13 protein-coding genes are annotated in these 16852 nt (G+C 48.2%); 8 read left to right on the top strand and 5 right to left on the bottom strand.

Annotated elements, in window-relative coordinates:
• Positions 1–108: 108 nt before the first annotated feature.
• Positions 109–1074: an alpha/beta fold hydrolase gene (locus AC58VC_RS01345; RefSeq protein WP_497367088.1), complete on the top strand. Its 966-nt coding sequence runs from the start codon at positions 109–111 to the stop codon at positions 1072–1074.
• Between the two features lie 97 nt (positions 1075–1171).
• On the opposite strand, the gene AC58VC_RS01340 is transcribed toward AC58VC_RS01345, so the two are convergent.
• The 4 genes from AC58VC_RS01340 to fadR all read right to left on the bottom strand — a co-directional run bounded on the left by AC58VC_RS01340 (position 1172) and on the right by fadR (position 4178).
• Positions 1172–1588 carry an ester cyclase gene (locus AC58VC_RS01340; RefSeq protein WP_497367878.1) on the bottom strand — a complete coding sequence of 139 codons (417 nt, stop codon included), beginning with the start codon at positions 1586–1588 and terminating at the stop codon, positions 1172–1174.
• A gap of 195 nt (positions 1589–1783) precedes the next feature.
• A complete protein-coding gene (locus AC58VC_RS01335) occupies positions 1784–2767 on the bottom strand; it encodes an electron transfer flavoprotein subunit alpha/FixB family protein (RefSeq protein WP_497367087.1) in 984 nt (327 codons plus the stop codon).
• 19 nt (positions 2768–2786) lie between these two features.
• Positions 2787–3551 (bottom strand): electron transfer flavoprotein subunit beta/FixA family protein, encoded by a 765-nt coding sequence (locus tag AC58VC_RS01330; RefSeq protein ID WP_497367086.1) that lies wholly within the window; start codon positions 3549–3551, stop codon positions 2787–2789.
• A gap of 39 nt (positions 3552–3590) precedes the next feature.
• Positions 3591–4178: a fatty acid metabolism transcriptional regulator FadR gene (fadR, locus tag AC58VC_RS01325; protein WP_145654979.1), complete on the bottom strand. Its 588-nt coding sequence runs from the start codon at positions 4176–4178 to the stop codon at positions 3591–3593.
• Positions 4179–4424: 246 nt separating this feature from the next.
• Here fadR and AC58VC_RS01320 point away from each other — a divergent pair, with 246 nt between their 5' ends.
• The 7 genes from AC58VC_RS01320 (at position 4425) to AC58VC_RS01290 (ending at position 16267) form a co-directional block, all read left to right on the top strand.
• Complete coding sequence (locus AC58VC_RS01320; protein WP_497367085.1) at positions 4425–6458, top strand: (Fe-S)-binding protein; 2034 nt, start codon at positions 4425–4427, stop codon at positions 6456–6458.
• A gap of 37 nt (positions 6459–6495) precedes the next feature.
• Positions 6496–8889, top strand: coding sequence for a 3-hydroxyacyl-CoA dehydrogenase/enoyl-CoA hydratase family protein (locus tag AC58VC_RS01315; RefSeq protein ID WP_497367084.1), 2394 nt, complete (start codon positions 6496–6498; stop codon positions 8887–8889).
• Between the two features lie 142 nt (positions 8890–9031).
• Positions 9032–10213 (top strand): acetyl-CoA C-acyltransferase, encoded by a 1182-nt coding sequence (locus tag AC58VC_RS01310; protein ID WP_497367083.1) that lies wholly within the window; start codon positions 9032–9034, stop codon positions 10211–10213.
• A gap of 288 nt (positions 10214–10501) precedes the next feature.
• Positions 10502–12274 carry an acyl-CoA dehydrogenase FadE gene (locus AC58VC_RS01305; RefSeq protein WP_497367082.1) on the top strand — a complete coding sequence of 591 codons (1773 nt, stop codon included), beginning with the start codon at positions 10502–10504 and terminating at the stop codon, positions 12272–12274.
• A gap of 36 nt (positions 12275–12310) precedes the next feature.
• Positions 12311–13981, top strand: coding sequence for a long-chain-fatty-acid--CoA ligase (locus AC58VC_RS01300; RefSeq protein WP_497367081.1), 1671 nt, complete (start codon positions 12311–12313; stop codon positions 13979–13981).
• Between the two features lie 63 nt (positions 13982–14044).
• Entirely contained in the window at positions 14045–14461 is a 417-nt protein-coding gene (locus AC58VC_RS01295; RefSeq protein WP_497367080.1) for a PaaI family thioesterase, read from the top strand.
• Between the two features lie 207 nt (positions 14462–14668).
• Positions 14669–16267 carry a PucR family transcriptional regulator gene (locus AC58VC_RS01290; RefSeq protein WP_497367079.1) on the top strand — a complete coding sequence of 533 codons (1599 nt, stop codon included), beginning with the start codon at positions 14669–14671 and terminating at the stop codon, positions 16265–16267.
• Positions 16268–16297: 30 nt separating this feature from the next.
• On the opposite strand, the gene AC58VC_RS01285 is transcribed toward AC58VC_RS01290, so the two are convergent.
• Positions 16298–16852, bottom strand: coding sequence for a metallophosphoesterase (locus tag AC58VC_RS01285; RefSeq protein WP_497367877.1), 555 nt, complete (start codon positions 16850–16852; stop codon positions 16298–16300).

The following is a 16852-nucleotide window of genomic DNA, read 5'->3' as shown; positions in this document are numbered from 1 at the left end:
TATATTGCCGATCAGCCGCTTTCTTCGGAAAGGGGCTGTTTTCATGTGGAAAGAGCAGTATACTGAAGAGAATACAAGCAGATACAGTATAAGGGGGCATAGAAACTTATGCTAAAAAAGCATTTTATTTGGCGTGACGATCAGACTGTCAATCATTATGTCTATGAATGGCTTCCTGAGGAAGCGATTACAATTAAAGGGCTTGTACAGATAGCACACGGTATGGCTGAAACTGCTGGAAGATATGAGAGACTAGCCGAGGTGTTGACGAGAAGAGGTTATGCCGTTTACGCGAACGATCATTTGGGTCATGGTCGAACAGCTGGATCGCCGGATGCCGTTGGCAAGTTTGGAAAGAATAGCTTCCAGCGTATGGTGGAAACTATGGGCCAAATTACAGGGCAAATTAAGAAGCGGTATCAGGAGAAGCTGCCCTTGTTCGTGATAGGACATAGCATGGGCTCCTTTTTGACGCAATCTTACATGGGTACCTACCTCAGTCAATTTCCTAACCAAGTACAGGGGATCATATTGTCTGGATCGAATGGGAGTGAGGGCGCTGCTCTCCATGCAGGAATCGCGCTAGCGGCTGCTGAAGCTGCCATTCGAGGAGACCATCACCGGAGTTCGCTGCTGACGTCGTTGTCCTTTGGTGCGTATAATAAAAAATTCACACCTAATCGAACGTCCTTCGACTGGTTAAGCACAGATCCAGCGGAAGTGGATAAATATGTGGCTGATCCTTACTGTGGCGTGGTGTTTACGTCAGGGTTTTTCAAGGATTTCTTCAAGGGGCTTAGGGATATTCATCGCCCAGACCATGTTCAGCGGATTCCGAAGGAGATACCACTCTATATTTTTTCTGGTGAAGAAGATCCTGTTGGCGGACACGGGAAAGGTGTGCGGAAGCTCATACAAATGTATGAGGAGCTTGGGCTTCAGAACGTTAGCAGCAAGCTTTACCCAGGCGGCCGGCATGAAATGTTGAACGAAGTGAACCGTGAAGAGGTCATGGCTGATTTGGCAGCATGGCTGGATGAGCAGGTTGGAAAAGGGCGTGGGCTTAAGGGGTGAGATTAGGAGATTAGGAGATTAGGAGTTCAGCAGTTAGCAGTCCCCCGGATTTACGCAAACACAGTGTGTGTTTTGCGTAAATAGGGTCTTGCTTGATCTAAGCGTTTCGCTGAAGCTGTAAACGGATGCCTTCGCGATCGATTTGAATCCAGTACTCGACGATTCGTTCGTTTTCGATGCGATAAACAGCGCTTGCAATCTCGACGATCGGCTTTCCTGTAGGAGCAAATCCGTCCACCTCGCCGATATGTGTTCCGGTTTGTTTCCAACGGACGTAGACACGATCGTTCTGCGCGATCATTTCTTGAATGACTAGTTGAAAATCACCATAGGCGGCAATCATTTCTCTAACGTGGTCAGCATAATTGGCAGGTGTGCGGTGAACGGTAGTTTCGTTCTCTCCCGTCATTTGATGGGCCAGCACGTGTTCAGCCATGTAATCATGAGCAGCATCAGGTTGTAAGCCAGTACGAGCTTTAGCGAAAAATTGTTGTACAACTTCAGTTGGTGTCATTGACATAAAGAGGACTCCTAACATGTGAAATGTAAATGTACGATGAGTTTACTGGAATAGCGTGAGGATTTCAAGAGCGAAATGCAAGATCTAGGGAACTGCGGCGCACAGTTCCCTAAGATCAACACATCGGCTGTTTCTGCCGCTATTAACGGCCCCTAGTTCCCACATGGGTGAGACGTTGTGATAAAGCGACTACTTCAGCAGCTGCCGGAACTCCTCGGTGAGCAATGGCACAACCTCGAACAGATCGCCGACAATCCCATAGTCGGCTACTTTAAAGATCGGCGCCTCCGCATCCTTGTTAATCGCGATGATGACGCGCGAGGAGCTCATCCCCGCAAGGTGCTGGATGGCGCCGCTAATGCCGCACGCGATGTAGATCTCCGGCGTCACCACCTTGCCGGTTTGGCCGATTTGCATCGCGTATTCGCAGTAGCCCGCGTCGCAGGCTCCGCGGGAGGCCCCAACAGCGCCGCCCAAGACGGCAGCCAGCTCTTCGAGCGGCTGGAAGCCTTCGGCGCTGCGCACCCCACGTCCGCCGGAGACAACGATCTTGGCTTCTGCCAAGTCGATGGTGCCGGACGTTTTCTTAACCACCTCCCGAATGATGCTGCGCAGGGAGGGGGCAGGGTAGGCAACATCGATGACCGAAGCCTGACGCGAGGCGTCTGGCGCTTGCGGGGCGATGTTGTTCGGTCTAATCGTAACGACCCATGTGCCATCCGGGTCGGTAAACGCTTTCTTCTCAACGGCTTTGCCAGCGTAAAGCGGCCGAGTGAATACCACACGATCGTCGCTGCGCGAGATCGCCGTCACGTCTGACAGCTGGCCGGCGCCAAGCTTCGCTGCGGCCAGCGGTGCCAGATCTCGGCCAGCAGCCGTGTGGCCGAGATACAATGCGCTCGGCTTCACATCGCCAGTTACTGCTAGTAATGCGCTCAAATAGGCTTCCGAATTGTAGTTATCAAGACCAGTATCCTCAACAACATAGATGGATTCTGCGCCGTAAGCAGCCAGTTCACTCGCAAGAGCTTTGATGCTGCTCCCGCCAATGAGTACAGCGTGAATGCTATCACCTTCCGCAGCAGATAACTGAGCAGCGCGTAGAGCTTCAAAGGATACTTGACGCAGCTTGCCACCGCGAGCTTCGGCGACAACGAGAAATGTTTTAGCCATGATCGTAGCCTCCCTTTCGTTAAATCACTTTGGATTCGTTGCGCAGTGCTTGGACAAGCTCAGATACCTGCTGAGCGATTTCGCCTTTGAGAATACGGCCAGCTTGGCGTTCAGGCGGCAGCGTTAGTTCAATACGAGTGGTTTTGGCAGAAACGGCGCTCAAGCCCTCAATATCATCAAGTGTTAGGTGCTGGAAGGGCTTTTTCTTCGCTTTCATAATACCTGGCAGGGAAGGATAACGAGGCTCATTCAAACCTTGCTGGGCGGTGAAGAGAGCAGGGAGTGGAACCTCGATGACTTCAATGTCGCCTTCCGCATCTCGGTGAGCAACCGCCCCGCCACTGGTGATTTCAAGTTTTGTAATGGATGCAGCATGTGGGATATCAAGAAGAGCGGCTAAGCGAATGGCTACTTGCCCAGCTCCATTGTCTACAGAGAAGTTACCGCCTAACACGAGATCGAAAGACTGACTACGCAGGAATTGGGCTAAGATTTCAGCAACCTCGCATTCATCGCCTTGAATCCGCTCATCGGTGATGAGAATAGCCTCATCTGCGCCCATAGCCAGAGCAGTGCGCAGTGCTTCGGCTGTCCTGTCTGGTCCTACGGAGAGCAAAGTGACTTTGCCCCCAAATTCATCTCGCAGCTGAATGGCTTGCTCCACGGCATATTCATCATAAGGATTTATGACGAATTTGGCGCCATCCTCTTGAACACTTCCCGCTTGCAGAACAATTTTCTCCTCTGTATCAAACGTTTGCTTCAATAATACAAAAATGTCCATAGCCAAGCTCCTTCCTGAATATACATGTTATACAGACCCTTAAGCCTCGATGCCTTTCATGAAAAAGTTAACCGTAGGGCCGACTTGAGCGGTTAAAGAATACTTTTGCCCGGAGATGAGCCAAGAGGTCACAACTTCATCCATCCCTCCAAAGATGAGAAGACGTACGAGTTTTACATCAAAGTCAGCGTGGAAGCTCCCGTCTTGTTTGCCTCTTTCTAATATATTTTCAATCAGGATAATATATCTCTTGAGGGCAAGGCCAATCTCTTTGCGAAGCTCCAAATCGCTTTGTCTTAGTTCAATTTGGGTGAGAAAAGCAAGATTGACATTCCCTTCAAGCTCGCTGAAATGAATTTCACATACTTTATATAACGCTTGCTTCGCTGTCATTTGTTCGTTGACACCCGTGTTGAACTTCTCCACAAGCTCGCCTAGTTTCTCTTGAAACAAACTGGTCAAAATATCCTCCTTCTTTTTGAAATATAAATAGATGGTTCCGTCCGCTACACCGGCTTCCTTGGCAATTCGGGATACTTGGGATTTGTGAAAGCCATTCTCTGCGAATACTTTCAGAGCGCCTTCGAGAATTGCGTAATACTTGTCTGGTTTTTTGCTACTTGTCAAGGAGATCACCTCGGTGTTAAGATACAATTATCGGTGAATGAATACTCATTCATTTTTGTAATCTCATCATAAAATACGTAGTACGCCTTGTCAACGACTTATTCAGCTTAAGAAGCAAGTAAGAAAGTTAGCCGGCTTACACAAGCAAACAAGCATTTTTCAACTCTGGAAATAGGGTCATATGGAACTTGCTTTTTTACGATCCTTCAATGTAAGCGCTATCTTTTTCATGTAAGGAGGTCCTCCATGATTGGTTCACTCATTCAGTTTGTACTGTTTCTAGCGGTTACCGGATATGCGTTGTTCTTATTTAGCCGAATTGTCTACCACCGGTATTTGTACATCCAGTTAGGAAAGTCAGTGAATTTGAAGAAAGAAGCTAAGGCTCGGTTAAAGGAGTTTGCCATTCAAGTATTTGGCCAGACGAAGCTGCTGAAGGATAAGAAAAGCGGCATTATGCACATCGTCATCTTCTATGGCTTTCTAATTTTACAGTTAGGAGCGCTGGATCTAATTTTAAAAGGATTAATTGGCCGTGGGTTACCGATTCCCGGTTACGATTATTTTACCTTCATTCAAGAAGTGACGGTTGCGCTTATTCTGCTGGCTATGGGTTATGCGACGTATCGCCGTTATATCGAAAAGCTTAGACGTCTCAAGCGGGGCTGGAAGCCAAGTATTGTTGTGTTCTTCATCTTTTTCCTCATGTTATCCGTCGTTGTCAGCGGAGGTTTTGAAAGGGTGCGAGAGGGACTTGGAGCTTCAGGTTATGCGCCTATTTCATCCGTCTTTGCTGGGATGTTTAGCGGTCTTTCGCATACAGGAGCGACAATAGGGTTTTATGCCAGCTGGTGGATGCATTTGCTGATCTTGCTGTCTTTCCTCATCTATGTACCACAATCGAAGCATTTTCATATTATTACTGCTCCTATCAATATCTTGCTCCGACGCACGGAGCCAACTGGCAAGCTGGCTTCGCTTGATTTGGAGGATGAGGAGGCGGAATCGTTCGGTGTCGGTAAAATTGAGGATTTTACACAAAAGCAGATGCTCGATTTCTACTCCTGTGTAGAGTGTGGGCGCTGTACGAATGTTTGCCCTGCGAATACGACAGGCAAGCTGCTCTCACCGATGCATCTCATTACGAAGCTGCGTGATCATTTGACTGAAAAGGGCGCTGCCATCACGTCCAAATCGCCGTGGGTTCCGGCGGCGGCATTCGCTACACATAGCGGGCATAACCCGCTAGAGGTTGAACTTATCGGCGGCGTCATCACGGAGGAGGAACTCTGGGCTTGCACCACCTGCCGAAATTGCGAGGATCAATGTCCAGTCGGTAATGAGCATGTAGACAAAATTATAGATCTGCGCAGACATTTGGTCTTGACGCAAGGCAGCATGCCGCATGATGGTCAGCGTGCGCTGCAGAACATTGAGCGTCAAGGAAATCCGTGGGGAATCAGTCGGAATGATCGTGTGAAGTGGGTGAAAGAAGTAGATCCGAGTAATGAGCTGAACGTTCGTACGGTGAAGGAAAATCCCGATTTTGAGTATTTATTCTTCCTAGGTTCAATGGGGGCTTATGATAACCGCAGCCGTAAAATTACGCATGCTTTTGTGAAGCTGATGAACGAAGCTGGTATCCCCTTTGCCATTTTGGGGAATGAGGAGAAAAATTCCGGTGATACCCCCCGCCGTATGGGGAATGAGTTTCTTTTCCAACAGCTGTGTGCCGACAATATTGCGACTTTTCAAAAGTATAAGGTTCGAAAAATCGTAACGACCTGCCCGCACACGTATCATATATTCAAAAATGAGTACCCCGAATTTGGCCTGGAGGCCGACGTTTTCCATCACACAGAACTGCTCAATCAATGGGTGAAAGAAGGGCGCTTGAAACCGCAATACGAGGTGCAAGAACGCATCACGTATCACGATTCCTGTTACCTAGGCCGGTACAACGAAGTGTATGAGGAACCACGCAGCATATTGCGTGCGATTCCAGGGGCTGTCTTGGTGGAGCAACCGCGTTCCCGTGAAAACAGTATGTGCTGCGGTGCCGGAGGCGGCATGATGTGGATGGAAGAAACCGCTGGTACACGCGTTAATGTAGCGCGCACGGAACAGTTATTGAGTGTGAATCCGACGGTGATCTCTTCGGCCTGTCCTTATTGTTTAACGATGGTGGAGGATGGAACCAAGCTAAAGGAGGTTGAGGAACGAGTCAAAGCACGAGATATCGCTGAAATTCTAGCTATGTCTGTATTTGGAACTGCTTAAGACAGACTGAAAATTTCATGTAGGAGGATATTTCCATATGACAAAGATTCGTACTGCTGCCGTCATCGGCTCCGGTGTGATGGGCTCCGGCATAGCTGCCCATTTAGCAAATGTAGGTATTCCTGTCTTATTGCTCGACATGGTGCCAGCCCAATTGCTGCCGCAAGAAGAAACCGCAGGATTAACGCTGGAGCATCCTAAAGTACGGAACCGTCTAGCGGTTAACGCGATGGATAAGCTCAAAAAGACGAACCCAGCACCCCTTTACAGTGAAGCTTTCATCGATCGAATTACCCCTGGTAACTTGGAAGATGATTTGGCAAAGCTCGGCCATGTGGATTGGATCATTGAAGTCATCGTGGAAAATTTACAGGTGAAGCAGCAGTTATTTAGCCGTATTGAAAAAGTTTGGAAGCCGGGAACGATCGTTTCTTCTAACACGTCCGGTATATCGATTCATGCGATGATCGAGAACACAAACGATGAATTCAAAAAACATTTCTTAGGCACTCATTTCTTTAATCCGCCTCGCTATATGAAGCTTCTCGAAGTCATTCCAAGCAAACACACAGACCCGGCGATTATTTCTTTGATGACCGAGTTTTGTGAGAAGAAACTTGGGAAGGGTGTCGTGCAAGCAAAGGATACGCCGAATTTTATTGCCAATCGGATTGGCACGTATGGGCTTCTTGTTACACTGCGCGAAATGCTCGCGAACGGGTATTCCGTTGAAGAAGTCGATGCAGTGACAGGTCCTGCTATGGGGCGCCCGAAAAGCGCGACGTTCCGAACGCTGGATTTGGTTGGTCTGGACACTTTTGTACATGTCGCGAATAACGTGTTTGGACTTGTGGATGATCCGAGTGAGAAGGCTGTTTTCGACACGCCAGCTATTTTACAGACCATGGTGGAAAAGGGCTGGATCGGGGAAAAGACAGGTCAAGGGTTTTATAAAAAAGTAAAAAGTGATGCTGGAAAAGAAATCCAGTCGTTAGATTTAAACAGCATGACGTATGCGGCAAGCCGGAAAATTAGCGCCGCCTCCCTGGAAGCTGCCAAGCAAGCCAAAGGCACAAGCGGAAAGCTTAAGGCGTTGCTAGGCACCAATGATCGATACTCCGAGCTCGCGTGGAATATTTTGAAACCAGTGCTGCTATACTCCGCGGCAAAGTTGGATGAAATTGCAGACTCCGTTGTCGAGATCGATAATGCGCTCAAATGGGGATTTAACTGGGATTTGGGACCTTTTGAGACGTGGGATGCCATTGGACTTAAGCGTTCTGTGGAGCGAATGGAGGCTGAAGGCAGCGAGGTGCCTGAGTGGGTTAAAGCTTGGATTGCTGCGGGTAACGATAGCTTCTATACAAGTAAGGAAGGTCACAGCTTTTATTATTTGAAAAATGAGTACCAAAGCGTTGAAACAAAACCCGAGCTTATCTCTCTGGCAGCATTAAAGCAGCAAAATAAAGTCATTCGTTCGAATAGCGGCGCAAAATTGATTGATATTGGCGACGGCGTTGCCTGTCTGGAGTTCCAATCTCCAAACAATGCGATAGGCGGAGATATTCTCACCATGATCCAGCAGAGTGTAGACGAAGTTCGCAGTAATTACCGCGGGCTTGTCGTTGCAAATGAGGGGAAAAACTTCTGCGTTGGCGCCAACTTAATGCTGCTGCTCATGGAGGCGCAAGACGGCGAGTGGGATGAAGTGGACGGTATTATTCGTTTATTTCAAAATTCCATGATGAAGCTCAAAAGCCTGGATAAACCTGTGGTTGCTGCACCTCATAAAATGACGCTCGGCGGCGGTGTTGAAGCTTGTATGCCGGCTGATCAAATTATTTTCTCATCGGAGACGTATTATGGACTCGTTGAGGTTGGCGTGGGCTTAATTCCTGCCGGAGGCGGCTGTAAGGAACTGGCGCTTAGGGCGAGCTCGCTGGTGCGTGATCCTGAAGTAGACCTACAGCCTTGGATTAATGCAAGCTTTGAGACAGTAGCGATGGCCAAGGTGTCAACGAGTGGGCATGATACGAAACGGCTCGGCTATATGCGGCCTCAGGATACGGTCGTCATTCATCCGGATCATCGGATTTATGAGGCCAAACAAGCTGTGCTGCGCATGGATGCGGCAGGTTATACCCCAACTGTACAAGAGAAGATCCGCGTTGTCGGTGAAAATGGCAAAGCCGTTATGCAGGTTGGCGCATATTCCATGAAGCAAGGCGGCTATATCAGCGACCATGATGTGCTTATCGCTAACAAGTTAGCGCATGTGCTTGCAGGCGGGAATGTCCCCGCTGGTACTCTGGTTACTGAGCAATATTTGCTCGATTTGGAAAGAGAAGCTTTCCTTAGCCTGTGTGGGGAATTGAAAACGCAGCAGCGTATGCAATATATGCTTTCTAAAGGGAAAGCGCTGCGGAACTAACTGTGGACGAGAATGGAAATGAGAATAAGAATGAAATTATGAATGAAAATGCGAATTGAAATATGAACGAAAGCTTGAAGGCAAGTACGAACGGAAAAGCGTGAAAATGCACTCCTTACTACTCTAATCGAGGTGAGAAATGATGAAGGAAGCAGTTATTGTATCGATTACGCGCACCGCAGTCGGGCGCGCGAAGAAAGGCAGCTTCGCTCAAACGAGAGCGGAGGATCTAGGCAAAACCGTCTTGGAGGAGGCTGTGAGGAGGGCTCCAGGCCTGGGCAAAGGCGACGTTGACGATATCATCATCGGCTGCGCCATGCCAGAAGGCGAGCAAGGGCTCAACTTCGCCCGCACGATGGCGCTTTATGCGGGCTTCCCGGTGACCGTGCCGGCGATCACAGTCAATCGCTTTTGTTCCTCCGGGCTGCAGGCCATCGCTTATGCGGCGGATCGCATTATGTTGGGCCACGCGGAGGTAATCATCGCTGGAGGCGTAGAGAGCATGAGCCACGTCCCGATGACGGGCTTCAAGCTCTCGCCGCATCCGCGGCTTGTTGAGACCATGCCTGAGGTGTACATGGGCATGGGGCATACGGCCGAAGCTGTGGCGCAGCGCTTCGGCATTTCGCGCGAAGCGCAGGATGGCTTCGCGACGCGGAGCCATCGCCTGGCGGCTGCGGCGATTGCAGCCGGCAAGTTCGTGGATGAGATCGTGCCGGTCAGCACGAGCGTGAAGGGCATTGACGAACGCGGCAAAGCGTTTGAGCGTTCGTTTGTGTTTGCAGCGGATGAGGGCGTTCGCCCCGATACATCCGTGGAAGGGCTTGCCAAGCTGAAGCCTGCGTTCAGCTTGAACGGCACGGTGACGGCGGGCAACGCGTCACAGACGTCGGACGGCGCAGCGGCGGCCGTGCTGATGAGCCGCGAGCGCGCGGAGGCGCTCGGGTTGAAGCCGCTGGCGACGTTTAAGTCTTTTGCGCTGTCCGGTGTGGAGCCGGAAATTATGGGGGTTGGCCCGGTGAAGGCGATACCGAAGGCGCTGCAGATGGCGGGGATCACCCAGGACCAGGTGGATCTGTTTGAAATCAACGAAGCATTCGCTTCGCAATGCGTGCATATTATTCGCGAGCTCGGATTGAACGAGGAGCTGGTGAATGTGAACGGTGGCGCGATTGCCTTGGGGCATCCGCTGGGATGTACTGGCGCGAAATTGACGACCTCATTAATTCATGAGCTGCAGCGGCGCGGTGGCGGATATGGCGTAGTTTCGATGTGTATCGGCGGCGGGATGGGTGCTGCTGGTGTTTTCCAGGTGCATGCTTGACTGCGATGTAATTAGCGGGAAAAACTCCTGTTAATCATTCATCATTGTTGTCTGCTTATCCAATTAAAGGGAATTTCTCCCGCTATTAGTCATCAAATCGCTATTATCGATCCGATTGGGTTGAATTAGCGGGGGTTTTTCCATATATATACTTTTTACAGCAGTATTTTGCAAAAATAACGGTAGAATATCCAGTTAAACGCTGATGGTAACCAATTTCTGCAGCTGCTCCAGCTTCCACACCCAATTATTAACCCTTGTCCAATTCATTCTGAGGAGAGATGAACCATGTCAGATAAAGTCGTAGGCGGCAGTTTTGTCATTTCAGATATCGATTTCCACAATATCGTGACTCCGGAGGATTTTACTGAGGAGCATCGCATGATCGCAGAGACGACGCGCGATTTTGTAGCGGGCGAAGTGATGCCGAATGATGAGCATATCGAGAAGCTCAATTACGATTTGACGGTTAAACTGATGAGAAGTGCGGGTGAGCTTGGTTTGCTCGGAGCTGATGTACCGGAGATTTATGGCGGTCTAGGACTTGATAAGGTAAGCTCCACAATCATAAGTGAAAATCTGGCGCAAGCGTCTGCTTTCGCTTTATCAATTGGCGCACATGTGGGGATTGGGACGCTGCCGATTGTGTTCTTCGGGACTCCCGAGCAGAAGAAAAAATATTTGCCAGACCTCGCTACGGGCGCAAAAATTGCGGCATATTGCTTAACCGAGCCAACGTCTGGCTCAGATGCTTTGGGTGCGAGAACGACCGCACGGCTTTCAAGTGATGGCAAATATTACCTGTTAAATGGTTCCAAACTATATATTACAAATGCGGGCTTTGCCGACATTTTCATTGTGTATGCCAAAATTAATGGAACGGATTTCACGGCGTTTATCGTGGAAAAAGGGGACCCAGGCTTTACGATGGGACCGGAAGAGAAGAAAATGGGGATTAAAGGCTCGTCAACCCGTCCGCTATTTTTTGAAGATGTCAAAGTACCGGTTGAGAATTTGCTGGGCGAAGTCGGGAAGGGCCATCTGATTGCTTTTAATATTTTGAATATCGGTCGTTACAAATTGGCTACAGGCTGTCTGGGCGCATCGAAGGAAACAATCGAATTGTCGGCCAAGTATGCGAATACCCGTCAACAGTTCAACACACCAATATCCAAATTTCCGTTGATCGGGAAGAAGCTGGCTGAAATGAATATTCAAACGTATATGCTAGAGAGCATGGTTTATAGAACGACAGGATTGATGGATCAAATTCTTAAAGATATTGACCATACAAGTCTGGATGCAGGCAAGCATTCGGCCAAAGGTATTTCTGAATACGCGCTAGAATGCTCAATTAATAAGGTGTTTGCATCGGAAGTTTTGGACTTTGTTGCAGATGAAGGCGTGCAAATTCATGGCGGATACGGCTACATTCAGGAATATAAAGTAGAGCGCATTTATCGCGATTCGCGGATTAATCGTATTTTCGAAGGGACGAATGAGATTAACCGCCTGCTAATTCCGGGTACTTTAGTGAAGAAAGCAATGAAAGGCGAGCTGCCTTTGATGCAGAAAGCGCAAGCGCTGCAAGGGGAATTGCTGTCGATTGTCCCAGGCCAAACTTTTGACGGTACACTGGCTGAAGAGACGCATCTGATTTCAATGGCGAAGAAGATCTTCCTAATGGTTGGCGGACTTGCCGTGCAAAAATATGGAATGGCCTTGGAGAAAAATCAGGAAGTCTTAAGCAACTTAGCTGACATCATGATACAAATTTTTGCTGGAGAAAGCGGTCTGCTTCGTACGCAAAAGCTGATTGCCAAGAGTGGCGAAGAGAAGGCGAAAAATGCGATTCAAGTAACAATGGTTTTCGTGCATGAAGCTTTTGACAAAATTGAGGCATACGCGAAGGAAGCGCTCAGTACGATGGAAGAAGGAGATGTTCTTCGGACTCAGTTATCTATTTTGAAAAAGCTGACAAGGCGCAGCACTGTTAATACGACCCAGCTGAAGCGCGACATCGCCGCACGTGTTATTCAGGGTGAGAAATTCATCGTCTAGTCATCCGTGTGAAGAACCTGAAGGGGATGGTTTTGTATGAGTGAGGCAAAGCCTTGGCTGCGTCATTATCCAGAGGAAGTGGCTCCGACGTATGAGTACCCTAAGCATAATCTTGCACGTTTGTTGGTAGATTCCGCGCATAAGTATCCAGATCGACCTGCCTTGTATTTCCTTGGTAAAACGCTGCGTTATCAGGAGGTGCTTGATGCGTCTTATCGCTTTGCGCATGTTCTCAAGGAACTTGGTGTGTGCCAGGGAGATCGCGTATCGATCATGCTGCCTAATTGTCCATCTGCCATTATTGCCTACTTCGGCACACTCATGATGGGTGGGATTGTCGTCATGACGAATCCGTTGTATATGGAAAGAGAGCTGGTTCACCAGCTCTCCGATTCCGGGGCAGAGGTCATAGTTACGCTGGATTTATTAGTTAATCGTGTGCAAAAGGCGAAAGCGCAGACGCCAATTCGACATGTCATTGTGACATCGATTAAAGATTACTTGCCTTTTCCAAAAAATGTCTTATATCCGATTAAAATGAAAAAGGACGGCGCAAAGCTCGACGTTGTTTATGGTGAAGGCGTGTACGCTTTCAAAAAGCTGCTTCGGGACGCTTCATCGAAACCTATATGCGTGGAAGCAGACGCAGATACGGATATTGCTTTGCTTCAGTACACGGGAGGTACTACGGGAGTTTCGAAGGGAGTTATGCTGACTCACACCAATTTGATCGCTAACACGTTCCAAACGACGAAATGGTGTTATCGGATTCAAATGGGGGCTGAGCGGTTCCTCGGAGCGATTCCCATCTTCCATGTGTTTGGCTTGACGGTTCTGTTGAATCAATCCATGCTTCAGGCAGGTATGCTGATTCTGATTCCCAAATTTGATATCGACCTGATCTTAGATACGATTAACAAGATGAAGCCAACGATTTTTCCGGGCGCACCTACGATGTACATTGCAATCATCAATCATAAACGGGTGAAAGAAGTTGATATTTCTTCCATTAATGTTTGTGTAAGTGGTTCAGCACCTCTTCCTTTAGAGGTTCAAGAGCGTTTTGAAGCTTTGACTGGAGGTAAGCTAATTGAAGGTTACGGGTTAACGGAAACCTCTCCGGTTACGCATGCCAATCCTATTTGGGGCTATCGTAAAATTGGTTCGATTGGTGTGCCTTTACCCGATACAGCTGCCAAAGTTGTTGATGTGAACTCCGGTGAAGAATTACCGATCGGGGAAATCGGTGAATTGCTGATCAAAGGCCCGCAGGTAATGAAAGGGTATTGGCAGCGAGAGCACGAAACGGCCATGACGATTCGTGATGGCTGGCTCTACACAGGGGACATGGGACGCATGGATGAGGATGGCTTTTTCTCGATTGTGGATCGTAAAAAGGATTTAATCATAGCCGGAGGCTTCAATATTTATCCGCGAGAAATTGAGGAAGTGCTCTTTGAGCATCCTGCTATTTTGGAGGCGACAATTGTTGGGGTGCCAGATGAATACCGGGGGGAAACCGTGAAAGCATTCGTCGTGTTGAAACCCGGAATGACGTTAACGGACAAAGAGCTTGAGTTATGGTGCCGGGAGCGTTTAGCCGCTTTTAAAGTTCCACGGAAAGTAGAATTCCGCCAGTCTCTGCCAAAGACGATGATTGGGAAAGTACTGCGCAGGCAATTATTAGAAGAAGAGAAAAAAACATGAGTGTCTCTTCTTGTTAGTTCGGATAAGGGTTAGCCCTTTACAAGGAGAGTGGAGGGGGATCCTATGGATAATGCTCACGAGCGAGTAAATAGACGACTGCAGCAGTTAGCGGCAGCGGCGGAACCTACGTTTTGGGGGTTTCTAGGTTGTGAATTCGTTGATTTGAAAGACGGCATCATTACGATTGCTCTGGAGGCAAAGCCTCATCATTTGAATCCGATCGGAATTGTCCATGGCGGTGTTCTATCCTCTTTGCTGGATAATGCCATGGGGATTGTCGTCATGACGGCAAGGCCGGAGGATAAGGTTGTAACTACGAATTTGAACGTTCATTTCGTCGCTCCGCTTTATGAGGGGCGGCTGATTGTAACGGCTGAGCTTGTTCATCAATCCCGTAAAATGATTACGACTCAGGGACGTGTGATGGATCGCGAAGGAAATTTGGGGACGATGGGGACAGGGACGTTTCGTGTGATTTAGTGGATAAAGTGTTTGGAACGAGGGGCATGTGCGAGCATGTCTCTCGTTTTTTGCTTATTTATGTTACATTAAATAACATCGTTGTGCGACTTAGACATAAATTGTTCAAAAAAATTTAACCAATGTTATATAATCTAACACAAATGCATTGACTGTTTGGTCCTTGTCATCCTATAATCTGTTAAAAGGCATAAGGGGGGAAGCACGATGCATCTTACCATTCGTGAAGCATTATCCATTTATCCATTAACGGAAGCGAAGCTTGTAGCTGGCAAGCAAGGGGAATCCCGCATCGTTAAATCTGTCAATGTTATGGACGCGCCAGATATTGCGGATTGGACGAAGTCCGGCGAGATGCTCTTCACCACCGCTTTCGCCATGAAGGATAGTCCGCAGGAGACGGTCAATTTACTTCGCAAATTAAATGATCGGGGAGCTGCTGGACTAGGGATCAAGCTTGGTCGTTTTTGGACAGAGCTGCCACAGGCTGTTGTTGAGGAAGCGGATCGACTGCATTTTCCGATTATCGAGATGCCCTTCCAGTTTACTTTTTCTGATCAAATGAATGCCTTGTTCAATGCAGAATACCGCCGCAATACGAAGCTGCTGCAATCCGTGCTGGAGAAACAAACGAGGTTGATGCAGTTCGGTTTGAAACAGGACAATATGGCTTCAATGTTCCAATTACTCAGTAATATTCTTGGATATCCCATGGCTGTAGTTGGGGCCAGAGGGCAAATTTTATATAATACAAGCGCGTGGAAGCAAGATCAATTAGCTCAGAACTGGCCTAAGAGAAAGTGTGGCTGGGTATATTCGAACAAAGACCGCGCGTACCGGGTAGGGCTCTACCAGCAGGACGATGAGCTTCTTGGACATTTGCTGATCATGCCAGATGCTGTTCTGCTAGCCAATGTCGAGGAAGGTTTGTTCCAGCAAGCAGCTGACATCTTAACTTTTCATATGAACTATACGTTCCGGTCGCATGTGGAGGCATCAGCTGAGCGTGATTTGCACAACTCGCTGTATCGCTATTTGGAAAAGGGGACATCGCTTGAGGAGTTCCTGGAGCAGGCAGAGGGTAGAGGCTTGACGCTCTTTACGGGTGCTTACCAATGCGTGATTAGCAAAAGCAAGCCTGAAGCTCAGTTAGACGAGCAACGGCAAGGTAGAATGATGCGGCTGAAGGAGTATATGGAGCTGCATCCCAAATCCAGCCAATTGCGTGCGAATCACTTCATACTCAAAGATATGATGTTCTCCATCTATTCTGCGAATCAAGCAGAAGGCTTTCCTGAGGATGAGCTGGCACAGCTTCTGATCAAATATGCAGGGGATTCAGGCTGTCGAGAGGAAGCCGGAGAGATGGTGTTCTATACTAGTGCCATGAAAGCTAAGCCGACAGCTCTAAGAGAAGCTTACATGGAATGTATGGAGACACAGCGAATGGCGAATAAGCTCGAGTTGTCGGATCGTGTGGTTCACTATGAAACGATAGAGTTCGCTCATCTGTTCCAACATGTGTCGGTCAATATGATGGAAGATTACTGTGCCAAAGTATTGCGTCCGCTCTTGGAAAAAGATGCTGAATATTCGCAAGAAATGATTCGAACATTAGAGGTTTTTATTCGGAATGACGGTCAAGTTAGCGAAGCGGCCAAGCAATTATTCATTCATAGAAATACAGTCACCTATCGTTTAGAGAAGATCAGTGATCTTTTACAGGTGGATTTCAAGAAAGTTAATGATCTTTTGAAGCTGAAGGCTGTCTTCTTATTCCGTCAGTTTTTGCATGTCAGACAATAATTACTGAACCCTGAGTCGCTGTTTAGGCGCTCAGGGTTTTCGTTTTTCCATCGTGATAACGGTAATTTCAGGTCTGCAAAGGAAGCGGAATGGGAGAAACGTTGTGCCTATCCCCCGATTGGTATAGACAAGCAGGTTGGAGTCAGGCACTTCGTAGAGCCCTATCACATATTTTTTACCTTGAAGCGGCGTAAAGAGAGCACCCAGGAAAGGTAAACGAATTTGCCCCCCATGAGAGTGGCCGGATAGCTGCAGATCAACGGGTTGCCCGACGACTTGATTAGCGAAATCAGGACAATGCGAGAGCAGGAGCGTAAACATTTGAGCATTGGTGCCTTGGAGGGTTTTGAGGATATCGGGAGAGCCAGTAAGTCTATCTTCTACTCCTGCAATTTGAATGGATTGACCTTTATAGGTAATCTTTTTGCAGGCATTAATCAGCGTTTGAAACCCGCCATTCTGAAGGATCGGCAGCGTATAGTTTTTATCGATCCATTTATCATGATTGCCAAGTACCGCCCATTTACCCAGTGGCGCCTCTATGCTAGCGAGCAGGTTGCTCGTTAACGTTTCGTCTTCCGTAAT

This window comes from Paenibacillus sp. J22R67 (genome assembly GCF_059692175.1).
The sequence above is the reverse complement of the archived record's forward strand: the minus strand, read 5'-3'. Positions and strand labels throughout refer to the sequence as shown.